This is a genomic window from Salinibacterium xinjiangense (assembly GCF_014645015.1).
In the GTDB taxonomy this organism is placed as follows: Bacteria; Actinomycetota; Actinomycetes; order Actinomycetales; family Microbacteriaceae; genus Rhodoglobus; species Rhodoglobus xinjiangensis.
Map to the genome: position 1 here is coordinate 297,083 of NZ_BMLC01000002.1, position 20,640 is coordinate 317,722.

The following is a 20,640-nucleotide window of genomic DNA, read 5'->3' on the forward strand; positions in this document are numbered from 1 at the left end:
AGGCCCGCACTGGTTCAGAGTCGCGGCGCCGAGCGGTACTGGATGTCGACCGACCGGTTCGTGAATCCCAAGCCGCGATAGAGCCTGAGCGCGGGCGCGTTGTCACCCTCCACGTAGAGGTGCGCCGTGCGGATGCCGCGCCCGGCCAGCCGCGCCAGACCGGCCTCCACAAGCCGCCGCCCGAGCCGCTCACCCTGCCGCCCCGGATCCACGCCGACCACATAGAACTCGCCCTCGCGCCGACCGGGAGGGCCCTCCTCGACCTTGAGCCAGCAGAATCCGATGATCGATGATCCGTCGCGCAGCACCAGGAAGTCTGCGGCGTCGAACCACGGCTCGGCTATGGTCGTGTCGAGGTCGGCGCGGGTCACCCTGCCCTGCTCAGGATGCCCGGCAAAGGCTCGCGCGTTGAGCTCGAGCCACGCGTCAGCCTCCTCCGGCAGCCGGATCTGGCTGACTCCGGGGTCTGCGGGAACGCCTGCAGGTACCTCGGCCTCGAGGTGCAGAAGCTCGCGCACTGGCTCGAGCCCGTGACTCGCGGCGAGGGCCCGCGCGCCGGGGTGGTCGCCGTGCGACCAGAACAGCAATTGCCCAGGGGCATGTGAAGTGAGGTGCTCGAGCATGCGGGTTCCGAGCCCTCGGCGGCGGGCATCCGGATCCACGACGAACTCGACGGAGTCGGCAGTGACGATCGCGGCCGCGTCACCCAGCCGCTGCAGGGTCGCCGTGCCCTGCGACAGTTCGACGAGCGCCCCATCCGAGAACGGGGGAGAGCCATCGGCAGCGCGAGCGCGCTCGATGAGGCCGAGAAGCGCCGGGTTACTGCGCGTTGGCGAGAGCGGGTCGCTCATTGTCATCGTCATAGACGTTGAAGCGGTATCCGACGTTGCGCACGGTGCCGATGAGCGACTCGAGGTCGCCGAGCTTCGCCCGCAGTCGCCTCACGTGCACATCGACAGTGCGGGTTCCGCCGAAGTAGTCGTAGCCCCACACCTCGCTGAGTAACTGCTCGCGCGTGAACACCCGTGATGGGTGGGTGGCGAGAAACCGCAGCAGCTCGAACTCCTTGAAGGTGAGGTCGAGCGGGCGGCCATGCACCTTCGCCGAGTACGACGCCTCGTCGATGACGACACCGGACGCCTGGATCTTCGATGAACCAGCGCTCTGCGCCTGGCGGCCGAGAGCGAGCCGGATGCGCGCATCGGCCTCAGCGGGGCCTGCGGAGACGAGGATCACGTCGTCCACCCCCCAGTCAGCCGAGACCGCGGTCAGCCCGCCCTCGGTGAGGATGAGAATCAGGGGAACGTTGACCCCCGTGGTCGTGAGGATCTTGCACAACGACTTTGCGCTCGCCAGGTCCTGGCGGGCATCCACGAAAATGAGGTCGCAACTGGGCGCCGAGATCAGCGACGCCGGGGATGCCGGAATCTGCCGGACGGTATGGCTCAGCAGCCCCAGTGCAGGAAGGACTTCAGCGTCGACCACAGAGGTCAAAATCAACAGCTGCGCCAACGTGCCTCCAAAGTGGTGGGGACAGTCTATCGGGCCATCGAATACCATGGCAGATATGAGGTGGCAGGCAGCAAGCGTGATCCCGGTGTGGCTCATTGCGCTCGCCGGATCCATCGTGACCGGGGTCGTCTCGCCCCGCGAGGAGTACTTCACCTGGCTCGGAGTTGTGGCGGCAGCGGCGGTGATCGCGACCTTCGCGCTCCAACTGGCGACGAGGCGTCCCGAGGGGTTCGTGATGCGCGCGATGGCGAGCATCGGTGTGAGCGTCGTCATCCTCGCCGGGGCGACGGGTGTGACCCTGCTCTTTGGATAGGATAATAAGATGCTGCTCGCACTGGAACTCTTCTTCGTCGGCCTCCTTGTGCTGGCGACGCTGTCGATCGGTTTCGTCTCGGTCGTCGTGCTCTTCAACCTGTTCCGCGGCCAGCGCTGAGCTGAAAGGGAGGCACAGTGATTGAACTGGATGCCACCAACCCGGCAGAACTCGCACCGATCTCGTGGCTCATCGGGCTGTGGGAAGGCACCGGCATCGTCGACTACAAGGTCGGCGACGAGACGCGCTCCCTCGAGTTCGGCCAGCGGCTGAGCTTCACCCACGACGGGCTGCCGCACCTGAACTACAACTCGTACACCTGGCTGCTGGATGAGGGTCGCACACCGCACGTCACCGAAACCGGCTACTGGAAGCTGACCAGGCCCGCACTCGAGGGCGACCCCGGGCCGGGGCTGCTACCCGGGATCGGTTCACGACCCTTCACGACGGCCCGCTCGGTCGAGACCCTGCGCCGCTCAGACGGCAGCTTCGAGATCGAGGTTTCGATCGTGCATCCGGGAGGCGTCAACGAGTTCTACCTGGGTCGCGCAAGCGGGCCGCGCATCGACCTCGCCACCGACGCCGTCATGCGCACCGCCAGTGCTAAGGAGTACGCGGCCGCGACGAGACTCTACGGCCTTGTCGACAATCACCTGCTCTGGGCGTGGGATATCGCCGCCCTCGGCCAGGATCTGCGCACCCACGCGTCAGGACGGCTCTCCCGTGTCGAGTAATTTCAGCGCCCGGCCCGGAGCCGTGGGCGACCCTCCGCAGCACTACGGCAACCCGCTCGGCGAGCAGAGGGCACTGGCGAACGGCGAGGCCATCGTCGACCTGTCCGACCGCGCGGTCATCACCATCACCGGGCCGGACCGGCTCACCTGGCTCGACTCGCTCACCTCGCAGTCCGTCGCACGGCTGGTCCCGGGCGAATCGGCCGAGACGTTGCTGCTCGACCCCTCCGGCCGACTCGAGCAGGCCATCCGGCTGGTGGATGACGGCGAGACCGCCTGGCTTCTCGTCGACGCAGCCGAAGGCCCGACCCTGACGGCGTGGCTCGACCGTATGCGCTTCATGCTGCGCGTCGAGGTCGTCGACCGCTCTGCAGACTTCGACACGGTCGGCACCCTCGGCTCGCCAGACCTGCCCGCCGTGGTCACCTGGCGAGATCCCTGGCTGGATGGGCCCGGCCATACCTATGCGGCATCGAGGCCGGATGCGCCCTGGACCTACAGCGAGGTGGTGGTCGTGCGCGACGCCGACCTCAGCGCGTTCCCGGCAGCGGGATCCCTCGCACTCGAGGCTCTGCGCGTTGCCGCGTGGCGTCCGCGGCTCGCAACGGAGGGCGACGAGAAGTCGATCCCGCACGAGCTTGACTGGCTGCGTTCGGCCGTGCACCTGTCAAAGGGCTGCTACCGCGGCCAGGAGACGATCGCAAAAGTGCACAATCTCGGGCATCCGCCGCGTCGGCTCGTGATGCTGCATCTCGACGGTTCTGAGGGCGTGCACGCTGTCGCTGGCTCGCCCGTTCTCTTCGGCGACGCCGAGGTCGGCCGTGTCACCTCGGCCGCGCTGCACTTCGAGTTGGGGCCGATCGCCCTCGCCGTCGTCAAACGCAGCGTCGACCCCGCTGCAGACCTGGTCGTCAAGGCCGACGACACATTCATCGCTGCTGCGCAGGAAGTGATAGTGCCGCCGGACGCGGGCGCCGCGGCGAACGTTCCTCGCCTTCCTCGACTCGGTGCCGTGCGGCGTTGAGCGACTCCGCCCCACTTCGTCGACTCGCTCGTCGGGTCCATGTGCGGGTCATGCTCCGGTCCGCGGTGCGACGTGCCACGGAATCGTTGCCCGCGGTCATGCAGATCGTCGCAGCGGCTGTCGCCTCGTACTCGATCGCGCACTTCGTGCTGGGGCATCCGACACCGTTCATCGCTGTAACCGTGACCATTACCTCGCTTGGGCTGACGCGGGATGCGCGGCCTCGGCGCGTATTCGACAACGCCCTCGGTGTCACGATCGGCATCACGCTGAGCGGACTGATGGTGCTCGTGGTCGGCAAGGGCGTCTGGCAGATCGCACTCGTGCTGTTCGTGGTGCTGCTGGTCTCCCGCGCGTTCTCGCCGAATCCGGCCTTCGCCGTCGCGGCCGCCGTGCAATCGGGGATCGTGGTGATCGTTCCTGACCCGAGCGGCATGGCGTTTACCCGCAGCCTCGACGCGATCGTCGCCGGTGTGGTGGCGTTGCTCGCCACCGCGCTGATCCCGCGGAACCCGAACCGCGACGCCTCCCGCGAGCGGCGGCGGCTGTTCGCAGCCGTCGGCGAGGGCACCGCATCCGTCGTCGACTGCCTGCGGGATGCGGATGAGGCCGCGGGCGAGCTGGGCCTCACCCGGCTGCGCCGAACCCAGCCGCACATCGATGCGTGGACTACCTCGCTCGAGAGCGCCATTGCGGTCGCGAAGATCTCGCCGTTCCTGCGCGCACGGCTGCCGGAACTGCATCGCGACGTGCGCTTCCTGGCGGCGGCGGAACTCGCGTCACGGCACCTGCGCACCCTCGCGAGGCGAGCAGAGTTTCTCGTGCGCGACGGCGTGAAGCGGCCAGCACTCGCCGAGATCGTGGCGCGACTCGCCACAGGGTTGCGCCTGATCGGGGAGGAGGCCGACGACCCCCAGGTGTCGGGTGCCGCGCGATCATTGCTGACGGATGCCGCCCGCCAGCTCGATCCATCCATCATCGTTCCCGACGGCCATGTCACAGACCAGGCGATGGTGCTGATGTTGCGGCCGCTGGCCGTCGACCTGCTGGTGGGTACGGGAATGCCGATCGAGGAGGCGCGGGCGCTGCTGCCCGAGGTGTAGCAGGGTCACGTGGGAAGACCGACGGCCGTTATCCAGCGTGCTCACCACTCGAAGCCGCGCGGCGCCACCGCGTGCCAGTCCACGGTCAGCTCGCCGAGTCGCCACCGTGCTTTCGTGCCGAGAATCGGCCAATCCTGCTTCATGGATGCCGCCACAGCAGTCCACCGCTGCGATGGCCCGTACACCCCGAGCGGCGCATGCACCTGCCACCAGCGGTCGAGGTCGGCGAGGTAGCGGTGCACGGATTCCCCGGGAACGTTGCGATGAATGAGTACCTTCGGCAGCCGTTCGGCGACGATCGACGGCCCGCTGGCACCTGGAGCGGACAGATCGGCGAGGCGCAGGCTCACAGTGAGGCTCCGGGGGCCGTCGGTGGTGACATCCACCCAGCTGGCAACCCTGCCGACCTCGTTGCAGGTGCCCTCGACGAGCACACCGCCCGGCTGCAGACGGTCGACCATGCGCTGCCAGTTGGCGAGCACCTGCGACTCGTCGTATTGCCGCAGCACATTGAGGGCCCGGATGACCGCGGGCCGCTCGCCCGGAATCTCGAAGCCGCCCAGTCTGAAGCTGACTCCGGGGCGCGCGCTCTTACTTGCCTCGGTCACGCGTTCCTGCGAGATCTCGATGCCGACGACCTCCACGTTGGCTCGCACGCGCGCCAGCCGCTGGTGCAGTTCCAGGGATGTGGTGGCGGATGCCCCGTAGCCGAGGTCGACCACCAGCGGCACGCTCGCGAGCCGCAGTGGCGACAGCTGCGCTATCCACCGGTCGACGCGTCTCAGGCGGTTGGTGCCGGTGGTGCCGCGCGTGACCTGGCCGATGGGCATGGGCCTATTCTCCCGTAACCCCGCCACGCCTAACCGCCCACGCGAGCGCTCGTCGGTACGCTGATACCCATGACGCACACCCTCATCCTTCTCCGCCATGGCAATTCAGACTGGAACCAGAAGAACCTGTTCACGGGCTGGGTCGATGTGCTTCTCAGCGAGCAGGGCGTTGCCGAGGCGACGAGGGCTGGCGACCTGCTGGCGGCGTCGGGGCTGAAGCCTGATGTGTCGTACACGAGCCTGCTCACCCGCGCGATCGATACCGCGAACATCGCGCTGGATGCTGCGGGCCGCGCCTGGCTGCCGGTGAAGCGCACGTGGCGCCTCAACGAGCGCCACTACGGTGCGCTGCAGGGGCTCGACAAGGCCGAGACGCTCGAGAAGTTCGGCCCGGAGAAGTTCAAGGAATGGCGCCGCAGCTTCGACGTGCCGCCGCCCGTGCTCGACGATGATGCCGAGTACAGCCAGGTGCACGACGAGCGCTATGTCGGAATCGACGGCGAGATCCCGCGCACCGAGAGCCTCAAGCTCGTCATCGACCGGATGTTGCCTTACTGGCAATCCGATATCGTCCCCGACCTCGCCGCGGGCAGGACCGTGCTCGTCACGGCCCACGGCAACTCGCTGCGCGCGCTGGTGAAGCACCTCGACGGCATCTCGGATGACGCCATCGCCGAGCTCAACATCCCCACCGGCATTCCGCTGGTCTATGAACTCAACGACGACTTCATGCCCACCGGCCCCGCAAAGTACCTCGACCCCGAGGCTGCTGCAGCCGGCGCCGCCGCGGTCGCAGCCCAGGGCGCCAAGAAGTGACCTCGGGCCGGTTCACGGTCAGTGCGCTGCTCGAACCGGCGAGCGGTTTCTCGTTCAACGTCGGAGACTCCGGTGGGCCGGCGAACCGCCGTGGCGGTTTCGGCGATCATGGTGGTTCCAGCGATGGTGGCGGTGGGGACTGAGCGTAAACGGGCTCTGGTCACTTGCCGGTGATCACGTTCAGGTAGATCCACAGCCCGCAGACTGCCGCCGGAACCGCAACCGCGCTGCTCCGCCCTACTCCGTATCGGGCGCCTCGCGCTGACCCTCTTCGGCTGAACGCACTGAGCGCACCTGGTCGTCGAGGTACGCCTGGGCAGGATCCAGCCCGGCACTCGGCGCGGGGGTGTCGCTGCTTACTTCAACGTCCGGGCCCTGCGCCTCGATGACGCCAGTGTCGTCGAACTCTTTACCTGCGTCAGACATTCGGTCTCCCTTGTGTGAACTCCAGTTCACACCCTGCGGCCACACTTTTCCAGTCCTTGTGGACGCTGCGCGGGGGTGGCACGTGCACGAGTCCACTGCGGCACACAGTCGGCCCGCTTCGTTGACCGCATGGCAAACCTATCGGCGACCGATGAGCTGGCGGCGTTCCTTTCCGAGCGAGACTGGAAACGCTTCTGCTCTGGAGATCAGGGGCGCAGAACTTCGCGAGCTAGGCGAGATCCTCTCCGCGTCTTATCCACAGAACGAGACGGGGAGGCTCTCTCCCCAACCTGAAGCGCCACAACGCCAGCGTCGGTATCTGGCGCAACCATATCTCCATGACCAGACCCCGCTACGACGACATCCGCACGATTCCCCTCCCCACCGATCGCGAGTTGATCCCTCACCTGCAGGTCATGCTCGAGACGGCGCTTCGTCGACAGGTCTGGATCATGGTGCTCGACGAGCACTCCTGCCCGCTGCCCATCCTGATGCCGCTCGACGTCGACGCCGAACCGTATGCCGATGATGTGTCAACCTTTGCCGACACGCTGCGCTGCCTGACGATGGATTTCACCGACTCCACCCTCGTGCTGACTCTCGAACGACCGGGACCAGCAGAGATCATGGGGTGCGACAAGCGCTGGCTCAGGTCCATCAGGGAATCGAGCGTCGAGTCGGGCGCCTCGTTTCGCGGACCGTACCTCCTGCTCGGCGATACCGTGAGGCAAGTAGCGCCGGATGACTACGTCAGCACACCGTGGGTGTACTTCGACGACGACGACGACGATCACGGCTCGTTCTGAGCTGCGAGAACGATTCGACGGCGATGCGCGAAGTGAAGGATGCACCGTGGCTGAGATGACCGAGACGCTCTTGCCCGAGCAGCGTCAACGCCACGGTTACGACTCACGAGGCCAGAACCGATGACCGCGACCGCGGAGGGTCACGTCACAGCTTCTTCACGACCGTCAGCAGGATTACCGAATCCTCAACCGAATCGAGGGAATGCATTCGGTCTGGCACGATCATCAGGTCGCCCGGTGATCCGTTCCAGGTCACCTCGCCCGCCCGCAACAGCACTCGTCCCAGGAGAACCTGAATGGTCGCCTCGCCCGGGTTCTCATGCTCCGACATGCCCTCGCCTGCCCGCAGCGCGATCAGAGTCTGTCGAAGCTGATGCTCGTGCCCTCCAAAGACTGTCTTTGCGCTGCGCCCGTTCGAGGCGCCAAGCGCGTGGGCTAATTCGTGGCGCGCCAGCGCCGCCAGTGAGATCTTCTGCATGTCAGACAGTGTGCTCCACTTCGCCCCCGCGCGTCTGCCGCACAGAGAGTTCTGTGCGGCAGACGGCGTATCCCCAGTCGCCCTTTACGGACACGAGCCGCCTCAGCGTGTGCCGCACCCTGACGAGGGATTCGGCATCCGCCATCACCTGGTCGATCGGCTTGTACGCCGCAGGAATCTCGTCGATGAACGAGTCGGTATCGCGGTGCTCGATGCCCTCCATCGCCGTGCGGAGGTCGGAAGCCGTGAACGTCTTCCGGGCCACCGACCGCGAGTACTCGCAACCGGCACCGTGCGGCGACGAGTGCACGGCGACCGGATTCCCGAGCCCCTCCGCCACGTACGACGCCGTGCCCATCGATCCGGGGATCAGCCAGAGCTCACCGAAGCGCGCCGAGATGGCGCCCTTTGGCTCACCCACCTGCCGCACGACCCGATCCATCATCTCGTCACGGTTGAGCAGCGATGGCGTCGATGACGGCATTGCGAACACAGCGACCGTGAGTGACGGTTGTGCCTGTTGGCACAGGTTTGGCAGCCTGCGGGTTGCAGCGCGCTGGCGCAACTGTTTTCCTGACGTGCCGTCGGTCAGGTCTTGCTGCCGGTAAGTGCCAGCGCGCCGCCGAGCCCGATCATCATGACGCCCCCGCCAACACTGATGTGTGACTGGCGTGGGGGCTTACGCGCGAACCAGGCACGCGCGGTTCCCGCGGCAAGAGCCCACATGCTGTCCACGACGATAACTATCGCGAAGAAGATGAGGCCGAGAATCGCCATCTGCAGCGGGATGGCTCCGGTGCGATAGCTGACCAACTGCGACAGGATCACCAAGAAAAACACGATCGTCTTCGGGTTCGACACCCCTACGAAGAAACCCTCGAGCAGAAGCCTCAGAACCGACGGCCGCTTCGAAACGGTGGCAGCAGGCCTTGTGTGATCGCCACGGTGGCGAATCGCCTGCACGCCGAGGTAAACGAGGTAGGCGGCTCCCACGAACGTGATGACTGTGAACACCACCACAGATTCGGCGACGATCGCCCCGACGCCCAGCGAGATCGCAGTGATGGCCGGCAGCGTGCTGAGCGCATTGTCGGCGACGCTCAGCACCCCGCCTTTTCGCCCGAGGGACATCGACCTGCCGATGACGAACAGCACGCTCGGCCCCGGCAACAGGATCAGCGCGAGGGCCGCCACCGACAACGCCGAGGCATTGGTGGCAGGGTGTTGTTTGAATGCAACGCAGTTTATGGTCGTATTTAGTTTCGATTTCTATTATTCAATTAGGGCTGCACTGTAGTAACTCTGTTCGAATTCTGCGAACGTTGACCATGGCCCGAAATTCATCTTCTGACGACACGATCATGGTGTTGCCGTCGGTGGTCGGAGTGGGGTCTCTGGCCGATGATGCGTTGCTTGCTATTCAGGGTGAGCTCGGGTTGGCGCTTAGGCGGTTGGATGCCCGGGCTGCGGTCGTGGCGGCGGAGATCGCGCGACGCTCAGATCGTGCTCTCGGCCAGCAGGGGCTCGCGGCGCGTGCGGGGGAATCTTCGGCGGAGAAGTTGATCCAGAAACTGACCGGAGCCACCGCCTCCGAGGCCCGCGCGCTGACGGCTGCCGGTAAAGCCCTCGACGCGGTGCAGGGTGGCGGTTCGGTGTGGTTGTCGACGGTCGCCGAGGCGGTGTCGTGCGGGGAGCTGTCGGTGGCCAGCGCGGCCGCAATCGCCACGGGTATCGGCGAGCCCTCCGCTGCGGTCTCCAGTAGCGACCTGCGGGAGGTCGCCACGGTCCTGGTCTCCTGCGCCGGCACCGCCACGCCCGAAGACATCGCCAAAGCCGCCCGTCTTGCCCGCGCACGACTGGACACGGACTCGGTGGCAGACCTGGAAGAACACCGCCGCTCCCGGCGCACCCTGAGCTGGTTCGAGACCGCCGACGGGATGACCCGGCTTCACGCGCTACTGGATTCGGAATCCGCCGCGATCATCACCGGCGCTCTTGCCACCGCCCTGTCCCCACGCCGCGGCGGGCCACGGTTCGTCGACCCAGCCGAGGTGCAGCGCGCCCAGGACATGCTGGATGACCCCCGCAGCAACGACCAGCTCGCCGTTGACACCCTCGTGGAGATCGTGCAACTCGCGACCCGAGCTGCCGGCGCCACGGCAATGTTCGGGCAGAAGTCGCCGGCCGTCAGGGTGCACGTGCAGGCCGAAGCCCTCCAGAGCAGCCGGGGGTTCGCCTACTTTGAAGGCCAGTCTGCCTTGGTCAGTATCAGCACCGCCGAACGACACCTCTGCCTCAGCGGAATACTGCCGATCCTGCTCGACGGACACACCCCGATCGACGCAGGACGCACCCAACGGCTCCACAGCCCCCGACAACGCGCTGCTATCACCGCGCAATGGAACGGCTGCGCCTGGGGCGACTGCGACCGGCCACCCCAATTCACCGAAGTGCACCACCTCGACCCCTTCAACGGGACCAACACCACCCTTGTCAACGGGATCAGCCTCTGCCGGTTCCACCACATGCAACTCCACGCCAACAACTGGTCCATCCAGAAACGACCCGACGGAAGCTACTGGCTCACACCACCACCCGGACAGCCCGGACTTCCCGGACTACACGCCCAGCCCACACAGCTGCACTCGAAATGCCCACTCCAACAAACCGGATAACCCTGCCCGAAGGGAGGATCTGCCCACGGGAGAGGATCTGCCCACACACGAGGGACAGTGCGACGGCAGCAGGAAGAGCAGGGCGAGAAGCTGTCGTCCGGATGCAGACCGGCCAAGCTACCGCTGGGCTGAGCTATCGCTGGGCCAAGCTACCGACGGGCTGAGCTATCGACGGGCCAAGCTACCGCTGGGCTGAGCTATCGACGGGCTGAGCTACCGCTGGGCCGAACCGCCGACAACCGGGAGCCGCCGTCAAGCGAAGCAATAAACAACCCAGGCGAACTACTGACTCAGCACCTCAGTCAGGGGAGAGCTACAGCTCAGGCGCAACCCAGTCGCCGGTCGCGAGATACTGCATCTTCTTCGCGATAGAGACGGCGTGGTCTGCGAAACGCTCGTGATACCGCGACGCGAGAGTCGCATCCACGGTGTCGACAGCGCCGCCCTTCCAGGTTTCACCGAGCACCTTGTCGAACACACTCAGGTGCAGCGCGTCGATCCTGTCGTCATCGTTACGGATCTGCTCCGCGATTCGCACGTCGCCAGACGTCAGGAGCTCGACCAGCTTGCGAGCGATAGCGACGTCGAGTGTGCCGAGTTCGGCGAACGTTGCACGCAGCGACTTCGGAACGACCTTGTCAGGGAAACGGTAGCGGGCCAGCTGGGCGATGTGTTCGGACATGTCGCCCATCCGCTCGAGCGAAGCACTGACACGCAGCGCACTGACGACGATGCGGAGGTCACGAGCGACCGGCTGCTGGCGAGCAAGGATGTTGATGGCGAGCTCATCCAGTGCCAGTGCAGCTTCATCGATCCGGTCGTCGTCGGCGATCACGGCTTCGGCCAATGAGACATCGGACTCATTGAACGCACGAGTGGCGTTCTCGATCGACACGGCCACGAGGGTCGAAATCTCGACGAGGCGATCCTGCACCTCGCGCAGTTCCTGCTGGAATACTTCGCGCACGTTTACTCTGGTCCCTTCATCACGGGTCACACCCGAACGGTTCAGACTGTAGCCGGGGTTACCCGCAAGACCCGTGCAATTCAGCTCTCACCCGCACGGATCGGTTTCAGACTGGTCGTAGGAGGTGAACAGCCGGTGTTCCGGATCTGAACATCACCTGAAGTGGAACGGTCTGAGAAGCCACTGACACCGCGTCGCGCCCAATGTAACTAATCTAGTCGATATGGACTCCCAGACGCTGGTGCTAGTCGCATTGGCTTTCGGTGTAATCCTCGGTGTCGGTATCTTCGCCATAGTGCTCGCAGCAGCCCGCAGGGGCCAGACTGCCATGGAGGTGACGAGCACCGCTGTTCCGGATGGCGTCGACCAGGTGATCGAAGCCCTCGAGTCAGCAGCAGCCGTCATCGACCCCTCGAACGGCGTCGTGAAAGCGTCACCCGGGGCGTTCACGTTCGGCATCGTCGCCAACGGCCAGCTGGTGCATCCTCAACTCTCAGACATCGTCGACAAGGTGCGCCGTGACGGCGAACCGGTCACCCAGGAACTGCACCTCAGCCGCGGGCCGTTCGGCGATGCCAGCCTCCTCCTGTTCGTGCGAGTTGCCCGACTGGGGGCACGTTACGTGCTGCTGCTCGCTGAAGACCGCACAGAGTCGTTCCGCCTGGACGAGATGCGACGTGACTTCATCGCCAACATCAGCCACGAACTGAAGACACCGATTGGCGCCGTCGGACTGCTGGCCGAAGCCCTGGTCAGCGCATCGAGCGAACCGGAGCAGGTCAAACGGTTCGCCAAGCGACTCACCAAAGAGTCTGAACGGCTCGCACGCATCACCCAGGAGATCATCGAACTGTCGAGATTGCAGGCGACGGATGCCCTCGCGCGCCCCGAGCTCGTCGACATCGACCTCGTGGTGAGCATGGCCATCGACCAGAACAGGGTCGCGGCGGAATCCCACGAGGTGCTTCTCGTGACAAAAGCAAAGAGCGGCGCGCGCGTCTACGGCGACGAGGCGTTGCTGGTTACTGCGCTCCACAACCTCATCGCCAACGCGATCCAGTACTCCCCGGTGAGATCCCGGGTGGGAGTGGGGGTGATCCGTCGGGATGATGTCATCGAAATCGCGGTCACCGACCAGGGTGCCGGTATCCCGGCCGACGAACTCGACAGGGTGTTCGAACGGTTCTTCCGCGGCGACCCTGCTCGCAGCCGCAACACCGGTGGCTCGGGTCTCGGCCTCAGTATCGTCAAACATGTCGCCCAGAATCACAGCGGCGACGTTCGCGTGTGGTCACAGCTCGGAAAAGGCTCCACCTTCACCATCCGCCTGCCAAAGGCAATCACAGCAATCCCGATCCCGCAGGGAGCACAGAAATGACCCGAATCCTCATTGTCGAAGACGAATCCTCGCTGAGCGAGCCCCTCGCCTACCTTCTCGAACGCGAAGGATACGAAACCCAGATCGCGGACGACGGTCTTGCTGCCGTCGCGGAATTCGATCGCGCCGGAGCCGACCTGGTGCTGCTCGACCTCATGCTCCCGGGACTGCCGGGCACCGAGGTCTGCCGCGAACTGAGGGCGCGCTCCAGCGTGCCGATCATCATGCTGACAGCGAAAGACAGCGAGGTCGACATCGTCGTCGGGCTCGAGCTGGGCGCCGACGACTACGTCACGAAGCCCTACTCCACCCGCGAACTGCTGGCGCGCATCCGTGCAGTACTCCGACGTCGCGTCGAAACAGACGATGACAGCGAGACCGTGCTGGAGGCGGGGATTGTGCGCATGGATATCGAGCGACACACGGTGGCCGTGGATGGAGTCACGACCCCGATGCCTCTCAAAGAGTTCGAGTTGCTCGAACTGCTGCTGCGCAACTCGGGTCGCGTGCTGACCCGCGGCCAGTTGATCGACCGGGTGTGGGGAGCAGACTACTTCGGCGACACGAAGACACTGGACGTCCACATCAAGCGCATCAGATCCAAGATCGAGAAGGTGCCGTCAGAGCCCACCATGCTCGTGACAGTAAGAGGTCTCGGCTACCGCTTCGAGAGCTAGCCGTTCAGCGTGATTCCGGGGAGAACCGGGCGCTAGTTGGAGACGGGATCTGCGCCGAGACCGTCGTAGATCCCGTCGGCACCAAGCACCGGGACCATCAGCTGCACCCCCGCGTTGTCGCCGTACTGCGCGTAGACGGGCATGAGGCCCCCCAGTTCCACGCCCGCGTTCGGTATGACAATCTGTTCTTCGCCCTTATTGCCGAACGCCAGTGCTTCCCCGGCCTTGACCGCCTTGAGGTCGTTGAGGGGTTCGCCACCAGACTCGAACTGCAACTGGACAGTTGCGTCATCGGTGCCGGAGTTGATGAGGGTGATGAGCAGGCTGACGGTCTTGCCATCGTCGCCGCTGATCGCCACGACGTTGCGCAGCTCGACCGATCCGACCTGGCCCGCGACGCCGTTACCGGGGTTGTACTCGATGAGCGTGGCCTGCGGGGTGACGAAGGTGCATCCTGCAGTGCCCGCGAGCAGGGCGGCGGCGATGACGACGGATGCCGCAGCGCGGGCGAGAGGGTTGCGAGTTTTCACCCACTTAGCCTATCTTCTGGGGCGCACAGTAGAGGAGTAAGGCGACCCTAACCTTAAGATCGCCGCGATGACCTATTACCCCGGCGAAAGCACCCTCCTCTTCGGTTCGAGGCCGGTGACGCCGTCGTGTACGCGCATCACAGCGCCGCGACCCCCAGTGACGGGAAAACGTGGATCATCACCGAGGAAGAGCAGGCATTGCTCGGGCTCGACGAGGTTCTGGCATCCTGATGACATGATCGGGATTGTTGTCGTCGCTGCAGGCAGCGGAACCAGGCTGGGTGTCAGTGGGCCGAAGGCGTTTGTCGAACTCAAGGGGATCACGATTCTCGAGCGCGCGCTCGGGGGAGTGTTCCAGTCCGTGGAACCGGCACAGGTCGTCGTGGTCGCGCCGCGATCGCACCTCGTGGTCGCGCAGGCGATCGCCCGGCGAGCCGCGGGAGCGGCATCCGGAGCCATTTCCGTCGTCGTCGGCGCGGAGCACCGCCAGGCCTCGGTTGCGGCGGGGCTCGCAGCCCTGGGTGACGACGTCGACATCGTGCTCGTGCACGACGCGGCGAGGGCGTTGACTCCGGGTGAGGCGTTCGATCGAGTGGCCCGTGCCGTGCGCGCGAGCAACAATGGGGTCGTTCCGAGTCTTCCGGTCAGCGACACGATAAAGCGAGTGGATGGGCCGATCGTGCTCGACACCGTCGACCGCAGCGAACTCGTGCACGTGCAGACCCCGCAGGGTTTCCCGCGTGCTCTACTTGCTGCCGCGTACGCGTCAGCAACCGTCGAGTACACCGACGATTCCGCGCTCTACTCAGCGGCCGGCCACCAGGTCGAGACCGTCGAGGGCGTCGCGCAGGCGTTCAAGATCACCACCCCCTGGGACCTGCAGCGCGCCGGGCACATGCTCGGCGTCTCGACAGCGATACGTACGGGCGTCGGAATGGATGTTCATGCCTACGACCCCGCCCAGCCCCTGTGGCTCGGGGGGTTGTACTGGCCCGACGAGGTGGGGCTCGCGGGGCATTCCGACGGTGATGCCCTCTGCCACGCCATCTGTGACGCGCTGCTGTCGGCCGCGGGGCTCGGGGACATCGGTGGACGCTTCGGTACGAGTGATCCGCGGTTCGCTGGCGCCCACGGTGACGTCTTCATCACCGAAACTGTCGCGCTGGTGGCGGGCGCGGGGTTCGCGATCGGCAACGTTTCCGTGCAACTCGTGGCGAAGCATCCACGACTCGGATCGAGGCGCACCGAACTCGAACATCACCTCACGGCCCTCGTCGGGGCACCGGTCAGCGTCGCCGCCACCACCACCGATGGGCTCGGTTTCACCGGTCGCTCCGAGGGCGTAGCGGTCATCGCGACCGCGTTGGTGCATTCGGATCGCTAAACTTACCCAGTGACAGTGCGAGTTTACGATTCACGGCTGCAGGCCGAGGTCGACTTCGTTCCTCTTGTTGAGGGCAGGGTCGGCATCTACGTCTGTGGACCCACGGCGCAGTCGAGCCCGCACATCGGCCACCTGCGCTCGGCACTCGTCTACGACCTCTGGCGTCGCTGGCTCACGTACCGTGGCTTCGATGTGACACTCGTGCGCAACGTGACCGACATCGACGACAAGATCCTCGCCTCTGCCGATGGCAAGGAGCCCTGGTGGGCTCTCGCGTACCGGTTCGAGTTGGAGTTCACCGCCGGGTACACGGCCCTGGGCATCCTGCCTCCGACGTATGAGCCGCGCGCGACCGCGTCGATCAGCGAGATGCGCGACATCATCCAGCGACTGATCGACAACGGACACGCCTATGCGGCAGACGGCGACGTGTACTTCGACACCGCGAGCTGGTCGGCCTACGGTTCGCTGACCCGCCAGAAACCCGACGAGACGGTGGCGGCGGCAGACTCGGAAGTCCGCGCCAAGCGCGACCCCAGGGACTTCGCGCTCTGGAAGGGCCACAAGCCCGATGAGCCGGCGGATGCCTCGTGGCCGTCGCCGTGGGGCGCTGGACGGCCCGGCTGGCACATCGAGTGCTCGGCGATGTCGAAGCGCTACCTCGGTGCATCATTCGACATCCACGGGGGAGGGCTCGACCTCCGGTTCCCGCATCACGAGAACGAGCTCGCGCAGTCCACGGCTGCCGGGGACGCGTTCGCCACCTACTGGGTGCACAACGGGCTCGTGAATGTTAACAACCAGAAGATGTCGAAGTCGCTCAGCAACTCCATCTTCGCGGCCGAATTCCTGCAGCAGGCGCCGCCGATCGTCGTGAGGTACTTCCTCGGCGCGGCGCACTACCGGTCCACCATCGACTATCACGACGGTTCGCTCGTCGAGGCAGAGGCTGCGCTCGACCGTGTCGAGGTGTTTCTCGCGCGCGCCGATCGTCGGCTCGACTCCACCCGGTTCGCTGGCAGTGGCGTCGAGATCGTGCCCGATGAGTTCGCTGCGGCGATGGATGACGACCTCGCCGTGCCGCAGGCTCTTGGCGTGTTGCATGAGACGGTGCGTGCAGGAAACGCCGCCCTCGACAACGGCGATCTTCGCGCGGTGGCTGACGCCCGCGGTGCCGTGCTCGCGATGAGCGAGGTGCTCGGCATCAATCCGCTGTCACCTCAGTGGCGTGATGCGAGGGCGAGCCCGTCCGAGATGGCGCTCACCTCACTCGTCGAGACGCTCATCGCCGATCGTAATGCCGCACGCGCGGCCAAAGACTTCGCAGCGGCCGATCGGATCCGCGATGAACTTGCCGCTGCGGGCATCACCGTCGAAGACGGCGCCACGGGATCCCATTGGAGTATTGATTAGCATGAAGAGTCCAGGAAACAAGCCACGCGCAGGTGCCGTCCGCAAGGGACGCAAGGGTCCGCAGGTCGGATCGGGAGGCCAGGGACGCCAGGCACTCGAGGGCAAGAAGCCCACGCCGAAGGCCGTCGACCGCCCGTACCACCCCGCGGGCAAGCGCAGGGCCGCAGCCGACCGGTTCGAGGCAGCCGGTGGTCGCAAGAAGCAGGTTCCGGATGGCGCAGCCCCCCAGCGCACCCAGGCTCGCCGCAGCCCGAAGACGAGCGACGAATCCGAGATGGTCACCGGCCGCAACTCGGTGCTCGAGGCACTCAGGGCGAAGATCCCTGTGACCACGCTGTACATGGCGGCTCGCATCGAGTTCGACGACCGCGTGAAGGAGATCCTGCAGATCGCCACCACGCGCGGAGTCCCGATCCTCGAGGTGATGCGCCCCGAGCTCGACCGCCTCGCCGGTTTCGACTCCGTTCACCAGGGCGTCGCCCTCAAGGTGCCACCGTATGAGTACGCGCATCCGATCGAGCTGCTGGAGAAGGTCGTCTCTCGCGGACAGGTGCCGCTTTTCGTCGCGCTGGATGGCATCACCGATCCGCGCAACCTCGGGGCGATCATCCGTTCCGTTGCAGCGTTCGGCGGCCAGGGCGTCATCGTGCCGCAGCGCCGCTCGGTCGGACTGACCGCGTCGGCGTGGAAGACCTCGGCGGGTGCCGCAGCACGCACGCCGGTGGCCATGGCATCCAACCTCACGCAGACGATCAAGGCCTTCAAGGCGCAGGGCGTCTTCGTGCTCGGGCTCGACGGCGATGGCGACGTTTCGCTGCCCCAGCTGGCGCTTGCGAAGGAACCCGTGCTCATTGTCGTCGGCAGCGAAGGCAAAGGCCTCTCGCGACTGGTGACGGAGAATTGCGACGCCGTCGTGTCGATTCCGATCTCGTCGAGCACGGAATCGCTCAACGCGGGCATCGCGGCGAGCGTGACGCTGTACGAGATCTCAAAACTGCGGGCTGCGGCAAAGCGCAAGTAGCTACCCCGCTACACGGCCAGGGTCGCGCGGCCTGCTGGCCCTGTCGCGATGCAGTGGCATGGTTCAACCGGCCTCGCCCGAAAACCTCGTCGACGAGGCCGTATCGAGTCGTGGTGTTCACTTCTGCATCACGTGATTGCAGTGATCGTGTATTTCCCGAGGAAAATTCCGCGTCTTTCTAGCTTTAAACTGTTCAATCGTTACCGAAACCTATTGTGAACACTCCGGGTTGTTGTAAAGTGACGCTGAACAAGGATGTTAAAGCGAGACTCGAAGTCGAGTCAAAGCGTGGGAGACGGAATGCAAGACGCAACGATGCGCGACTCGAAAGCCGTGACTCGATCACGCATGTCGGTGCCCAAGGGTTTCGTCACAGTGACCGTCTCAACGATCGCTCTGTTCCTTCTGAGCACAGCCATCGCTCCATCCAGTGTCTCGCAGGGAGCGCTGCTCGGCATGCTGCCTTTCGCGGCGGTGCTGGCGATCGTCGGCCTCGGTCAGATGCTGGTTGTACAGCAGGGCGGAATCGACCTTTCCATCCCCGGCGCGGTATCACTGGCGATCGTCGTGGTCAGTCGTGTTCCGAACGGTGACGACAGCGTCCTGGTGCCGGCGATCTTCCTGGCCGTGCTGTTCGCCATCGCAGCCGGCCTGGTCAACGGACTACTCGTCGGCCGACTCGGACTCAACTCGATCATCGCGACCCTCGGCACCAACGCACTGCTCTTCGGAGCGGTCCTGGGTATTTCCGGTGGTTCCCCTCGGCGCACGACCGACCTGCTCGCCTCAATAGCCGGTGGCGTGAGTGCCGGAATCCCGAACTCCGTGTTCTTCGCCATCGGTACCCTCGTTGTCGTCGCTCTGCTGCTCAAGCGCACAGCGTCTGGTCGCAGGTTCGAGGCGACGGGCGCGAACCCGAACACCGCACTGGTCGCGGGGCTCCGCGTGAAGCTCCAGCAGACTGCAGCCTACGTATGGGCCCAGCTGCTTTTCTGCCTCGCTGGCATCCTGCTCGCAGGCATCACCGCGCAACCGACCGCGTTCCAGGGCAACTCCTATCTACTGCCCGCAGTGGCCGTCGTGGTGCTGGGTGGCACCTCGCTGCTCGGTGGCAGGGGCTTCCCCATCTCCACCGTGGTCGCCGCACTCTTTCTCAGCCAGCTCGACCAGTTCGTACTCGCGCTGGGCGTGCCATACGCCGTGCGCACACTACTGCAGGCCGCCGCGCTCGCCGCGGGCGTCGCGGTGTACACGATCGACTGGGCCGCCGTGAGACAGAGATTCTCTCGCAGGCAACCCGCACAGGTTGCGTGACCAACAACCCCACCCGACTTTCGGCATCCATCGTCGAAACAGCGCGACAGAGGCGTCGTGCACCAACAGGAGGAAAAGCAATTATGAAGAATCGCAAAATCGGTGCGGCACTCGCCCTCTCGGTTAGCGTCGTCATGCTCGCGCTGGCAGGCTGCAGTTCGACCAGCGGCAGCACGGGTGGCACGGAAGGTGGGCCGCTTGCTGGCGCACCAGACTGGTGTGGCTCGAAAGAGATCACCCTGGGCCTGCTCGACGGCTTCGGTGGCAACAGCTGGAGACTCATTACGACCGCTGCTGGTGCTGACGAAGTGGCAAAGTGCCCCAGTGTGACCAACTACGAATACGCGGATGGCCAGGGTGACACGCAGAAGTCGATTGCAGACATCCAGGGCATGGTCGCGAAGGGAGTGGATGCGCTCGTCGTGTTCCCCGACGCCGGCCAGGCCATGCTTCCTGCACTTCGCAGCGCATACGAAGCGGGGGTCGTCACCGTTCCCTACCGCGTCAACCCGGGCGGAAAAGACGGAGTCGACTACAACGCGTGGATCGGTGCTGACTTCACCACCGATGGCGCGAACTGGGGCAACTGGATCAAGACGAACTTCCCCGACGGTGGCAATATCCTGTTCCTGAGTGGCCCGAAGGGCAACAGCCAGGGCGCGGACGAGCTCGCCGGAATGAAGACAGTTCTCGACGACTCGTACGTGTTTGTCGGAGAGACGCCGTTCGACCCAACCAACTGGGACCCGGCTCTCACCCAGCAGGTGCTCACGGCTGCAATTGCGAAAAACCCGAAGATCGACGTCATCGTCTCCGACTTCGGGCCGTCACTCGTGGGAGCGCTTCCCGAGTTCAAAAAAAGTGGTCGCTCGATTCCTTCCCTCGTAACCTCTGACGGAAACGTCCTGGGCTGCTTCTGGGAAGACAATAAGGCTGCGAACCCCGACTTCAAGCTGATGACGGTTGCCACCGGCAACGACAACGTGCGCCTCGCGGTGCAGTACGCCGTCGCCGTTGCAACCGGTGGCGTGGTGCCGTCGTCGACCACCTTCGACGCCCCGGCGTTCGAGGATTCGGTCAGCGGAACACCGAACCCCGTCGAGTGTGAGCGTGACCTGCCGGGAGACATCTTCCTGTCAGCCGAGATGTCGCCTGCAGACCAGGCAGCTCTACTCAAGTAGCAGCACAGTACGCCAGCAACACCACAGTCGTCGGGTCGGCCACGCGCGTCATGGCCGA

The 20,640-nt window shown here is 65.2% G+C and carries 23 protein-coding genes and 1 pseudogene; 15 read left to right on the top strand and 9 right to left on the bottom strand.

Annotation, left to right across the window (positions count from 1 at the left end; all coding sequences use genetic code 11):
- Positions 1–14: 14 nt before the first annotated feature.
- A complete protein-coding gene (gene mshD, locus IEW81_RS08150) occupies positions 15–851 on the bottom strand; it encodes a mycothiol synthase (RefSeq protein ID WP_229671303.1) in 837 nt (278 codons plus the stop codon).
- Positions 820–1,512 carry a response regulator transcription factor gene (locus tag IEW81_RS08155; RefSeq protein ID WP_179691738.1) on the bottom strand — a complete coding sequence of 231 codons (693 nt, stop codon included), beginning with the start codon at positions 1,510–1,512 and terminating at the stop codon, positions 820–822. The genes mshD and IEW81_RS08155 overlap by 32 nt, the downstream gene beginning before the upstream one ends.
- Positions 1,513–1,567: 55 nt before the next feature.
- Here IEW81_RS08155 and IEW81_RS08160 point away from each other — a divergent pair, with 55 nt between their 5' ends.
- The 4 genes from IEW81_RS08160 to IEW81_RS08175 all read left to right on the top strand — a co-directional run bounded on the left by IEW81_RS08160 (position 1,568) and on the right by IEW81_RS08175 (position 4,686).
- On the top strand, positions 1,568–1,825 hold the full coding sequence (locus IEW81_RS08160; RefSeq protein WP_097059806.1) for a hypothetical protein: 258 nt from the start codon (positions 1,568–1,570) through the stop codon (positions 1,823–1,825).
- 137 nt (positions 1,826–1,962) lie between these two features.
- Positions 1,963–2,559 (top strand): heme-binding beta-barrel domain-containing protein, encoded by a 597-nt coding sequence (locus IEW81_RS08165; RefSeq protein ID WP_097059442.1) that lies wholly within the window; start codon positions 1,963–1,965, stop codon positions 2,557–2,559.
- On the top strand, positions 2,549–3,583 hold the full coding sequence (gene ygfZ / locus IEW81_RS08170) for a CAF17-like 4Fe-4S cluster assembly/insertion protein YgfZ (protein WP_179691739.1): 1,035 nt from the start codon (positions 2,549–2,551) through the stop codon (positions 3,581–3,583). Before IEW81_RS08165 ends, ygfZ begins: the two co-directional genes overlap by 11 nt.
- A 50-nt stretch (positions 3,584–3,633) precedes the next feature.
- On the top strand, positions 3,634–4,686 hold the full coding sequence (locus IEW81_RS08175) for an FUSC family protein (protein WP_097059443.1): 1,053 nt from the start codon (positions 3,634–3,636) through the stop codon (positions 4,684–4,686).
- Between the two features lie 41 nt (positions 4,687–4,727).
- Here IEW81_RS08175 and IEW81_RS08180 read toward each other — a convergent pair whose 3' ends face one another.
- Complete coding sequence (locus IEW81_RS08180) at positions 4,728–5,516, bottom strand: class I SAM-dependent methyltransferase (protein WP_097059444.1); 789 nt, start codon at positions 5,514–5,516, stop codon at positions 4,728–4,730.
- Between the two features lie 69 nt (positions 5,517–5,585).
- Between IEW81_RS08180 and IEW81_RS08185 the strand changes: the two genes are divergently transcribed.
- Together IEW81_RS08185 and IEW81_RS08190 are read left to right on the top strand one after the other, a co-directional pair.
- Complete coding sequence (locus IEW81_RS08185; RefSeq protein WP_097059445.1) at positions 5,586–6,332, top strand: phosphoglyceromutase; 747 nt, start codon at positions 5,586–5,588, stop codon at positions 6,330–6,332.
- Positions 6,329–6,475, top strand: a complete 147-nt coding sequence (locus IEW81_RS08190; RefSeq protein ID WP_179691741.1) for a hypothetical protein — start codon at positions 6,329–6,331, stop codon at positions 6,473–6,475. Before IEW81_RS08185 ends, IEW81_RS08190 begins: the two co-directional genes overlap by 4 nt.
- 94 nt (positions 6,476–6,569) lie before the next feature.
- On the opposite strand, the gene IEW81_RS08195 is transcribed toward IEW81_RS08190, so the two are convergent.
- Positions 6,570–6,758: a hypothetical protein gene (locus IEW81_RS08195; RefSeq protein ID WP_097059446.1), complete on the bottom strand. Its 189-nt coding sequence runs from the start codon at positions 6,756–6,758 to the stop codon at positions 6,570–6,572.
- A 338-nt stretch (positions 6,759–7,096) separates the two neighbouring features.
- Between IEW81_RS08195 and IEW81_RS08200 the strand changes: the two genes are divergently transcribed.
- Positions 7,097–7,564 (top strand): hypothetical protein, encoded by a 468-nt coding sequence (locus tag IEW81_RS08200; protein WP_097059447.1) that lies wholly within the window; start codon positions 7,097–7,099, stop codon positions 7,562–7,564.
- 145 nt (positions 7,565–7,709) lie between these two features.
- Here the strand turns inward: IEW81_RS08200 and IEW81_RS08205 are convergent, their stop codons facing one another.
- The 3 genes and pseudogenes from IEW81_RS08205 to IEW81_RS08215 form a co-directional block, all read right to left on the bottom strand.
- Positions 7,710–8,042 carry a cupin domain-containing protein gene (locus tag IEW81_RS08205; protein ID WP_097059448.1) on the bottom strand — a complete coding sequence of 111 codons (333 nt, stop codon included), beginning with the start codon at positions 8,040–8,042 and terminating at the stop codon, positions 7,710–7,712.
- 76 nt (positions 8,043–8,118) lie between these two features.
- A pseudogene (locus tag IEW81_RS08210) lies at positions 8,119–8,508 on the bottom strand (RtcB family protein); the annotation flags it as partial.
- A 122-nt stretch (positions 8,509–8,630) separates the two neighbouring features.
- Positions 8,631–9,236 carry a LysE family translocator gene (locus IEW81_RS08215; protein ID WP_229671304.1) on the bottom strand — a complete coding sequence of 202 codons (606 nt, stop codon included), beginning with the start codon at positions 9,234–9,236 and terminating at the stop codon, positions 8,631–8,633.
- Positions 9,237–9,370: 134 nt separating this feature from the next.
- Here IEW81_RS08215 and IEW81_RS08220 point away from each other — a divergent pair, with 134 nt between their 5' ends.
- The gene (locus IEW81_RS08220; protein WP_179691742.1) at positions 9,371–10,717 is read left to right on the top strand and encodes an HNH endonuclease signature motif containing protein; all 1,347 of its coding nucleotides are present in this window, start codon (positions 9,371–9,373) and stop codon (positions 10,715–10,717) included.
- A 313-nt stretch (positions 10,718–11,030) separates the two neighbouring features.
- Here IEW81_RS08220 and phoU read toward each other — a convergent pair whose 3' ends face one another.
- Positions 11,031–11,684, bottom strand: a complete 654-nt coding sequence (phoU, locus tag IEW81_RS08225) for a phosphate signaling complex protein PhoU (RefSeq protein ID WP_097059452.1) — start codon at positions 11,682–11,684, stop codon at positions 11,031–11,033.
- 223 nt (positions 11,685–11,907) lie between these two features.
- Here phoU and IEW81_RS08230 point away from each other — a divergent pair, with 223 nt between their 5' ends.
- Positions 11,908–13,062: a sensor histidine kinase gene (locus IEW81_RS08230; RefSeq protein ID WP_097059453.1), complete on the top strand. Its 1,155-nt coding sequence runs from the start codon at positions 11,908–11,910 to the stop codon at positions 13,060–13,062.
- Positions 13,059–13,739: a response regulator gene (locus tag IEW81_RS08235; protein ID WP_097059454.1), complete on the top strand. Its 681-nt coding sequence runs from the start codon at positions 13,059–13,061 to the stop codon at positions 13,737–13,739. The genes IEW81_RS08230 and IEW81_RS08235 overlap by 4 nt, the downstream gene beginning before the upstream one ends.
- Positions 13,740–13,771: 32 nt before the next feature.
- On the opposite strand, the gene IEW81_RS08240 is transcribed toward IEW81_RS08235, so the two are convergent.
- Positions 13,772–14,269, bottom strand: coding sequence for a hypothetical protein (locus IEW81_RS08240; protein ID WP_097059455.1), 498 nt, complete (start codon positions 14,267–14,269; stop codon positions 13,772–13,774).
- 235 nt (positions 14,270–14,504) lie between these two features.
- Here IEW81_RS08240 and ispD point away from each other — a divergent pair, with 235 nt between their 5' ends.
- The 5 genes from ispD (at position 14,505) to IEW81_RS08265 (ending at position 20,582) form a co-directional block, all read left to right on the top strand.
- Complete coding sequence (ispD, locus tag IEW81_RS08245; protein WP_097059456.1) at positions 14,505–15,653, top strand: 2-C-methyl-D-erythritol 4-phosphate cytidylyltransferase; 1,149 nt, start codon at positions 14,505–14,507, stop codon at positions 15,651–15,653.
- A gap of 9 nt (positions 15,654–15,662) precedes the next feature.
- The gene (cysS, locus tag IEW81_RS08250) at positions 15,663–17,066 is read left to right on the top strand and encodes a cysteine--tRNA ligase (protein WP_097059457.1); all 1,404 of its coding nucleotides are present in this window, start codon (positions 15,663–15,665) and stop codon (positions 17,064–17,066) included.
- A 1-nt stretch (position 17,067) separates the two neighbouring features.
- A complete protein-coding gene (gene rlmB / locus IEW81_RS08255) occupies positions 17,068–18,087 on the top strand; it encodes a 23S rRNA (guanosine(2251)-2'-O)-methyltransferase RlmB (protein WP_097059458.1) in 1,020 nt (339 codons plus the stop codon).
- Positions 18,088–18,387: 300 nt separating this feature from the next.
- On the top strand, positions 18,388–19,401 hold the full coding sequence (locus IEW81_RS08260) for an ABC transporter permease (protein ID WP_229671305.1): 1,014 nt from the start codon (positions 18,388–18,390) through the stop codon (positions 19,399–19,401).
- A gap of 83 nt (positions 19,402–19,484) precedes the next feature.
- The gene (locus tag IEW81_RS08265; protein ID WP_097059459.1) at positions 19,485–20,582 is read left to right on the top strand and encodes a substrate-binding domain-containing protein; all 1,098 of its coding nucleotides are present in this window, start codon (positions 19,485–19,487) and stop codon (positions 20,580–20,582) included.
- Positions 20,583–20,640: the final 58 nt, after the last annotated feature.

Excerpts from the sequence above, each read along its gene's own strand:
- mshD (WP_229671303.1), bottom strand. The coding sequence starts at position 851 with ATGAGCGACCCGCTCTCGCCAACGCGCAGTAACCCGGCGCTTCTCGGC.
- IEW81_RS08160 (WP_097059806.1), top strand. The coding sequence starts at position 1,568 with ATGAGGTGGCAGGCAGCAAGCGTGATCCCGGTGTGGCTCATTGCGCTC.
- IEW81_RS08175 (WP_097059443.1), top strand. The coding sequence starts at position 3,634 with ATGCTCCGGTCCGCGGTGCGACGTGCCACGGAATCGTTGCCCGCGGTC.
- IEW81_RS08180 (WP_097059444.1), bottom strand. The coding sequence starts at position 5,516 with ATGCCCATCGGCCAGGTCACGCGCGGCACCACCGGCACCAACCGCCTG.
- IEW81_RS08185 (WP_097059445.1), top strand. The coding sequence starts at position 5,586 with ATGACGCACACCCTCATCCTTCTCCGCCATGGCAATTCAGACTGGAAC.
- IEW81_RS08195 (WP_097059446.1), bottom strand. The coding sequence starts at position 6,758 with ATGTCTGACGCAGGTAAAGAGTTCGACGACACTGGCGTCATCGAGGCG.
- IEW81_RS08200 (WP_097059447.1), top strand. The coding sequence starts at position 7,097 with ATGACCAGACCCCGCTACGACGACATCCGCACGATTCCCCTCCCCACC.
- IEW81_RS08205 (WP_097059448.1), bottom strand. The coding sequence starts at position 8,042 with ATGCAGAAGATCTCACTGGCGGCGCTGGCGCGCCACGAATTAGCCCAC.
- IEW81_RS08220 (WP_179691742.1), top strand. The coding sequence starts at position 9,371 with ATGGCCCGAAATTCATCTTCTGACGACACGATCATGGTGTTGCCGTCG.
- IEW81_RS08230 (WP_097059453.1), top strand. The coding sequence starts at position 11,908 with ATGGACTCCCAGACGCTGGTGCTAGTCGCATTGGCTTTCGGTGTAATC.
- IEW81_RS08235 (WP_097059454.1), top strand. The coding sequence starts at position 13,059 with ATGACCCGAATCCTCATTGTCGAAGACGAATCCTCGCTGAGCGAGCCC.
- ispD (WP_097059456.1), top strand. The coding sequence starts at position 14,505 with ATGATCGGGATTGTTGTCGTCGCTGCAGGCAGCGGAACCAGGCTGGGT.
- rlmB (WP_097059458.1), top strand. The coding sequence starts at position 17,068 with ATGAAGAGTCCAGGAAACAAGCCACGCGCAGGTGCCGTCCGCAAGGGA.
- IEW81_RS08260 (WP_229671305.1), top strand. The coding sequence starts at position 18,388 with ATGCAAGACGCAACGATGCGCGACTCGAAAGCCGTGACTCGATCACGC.
- IEW81_RS08265 (WP_097059459.1), top strand. The coding sequence starts at position 19,485 with ATGAAGAATCGCAAAATCGGTGCGGCACTCGCCCTCTCGGTTAGCGTC.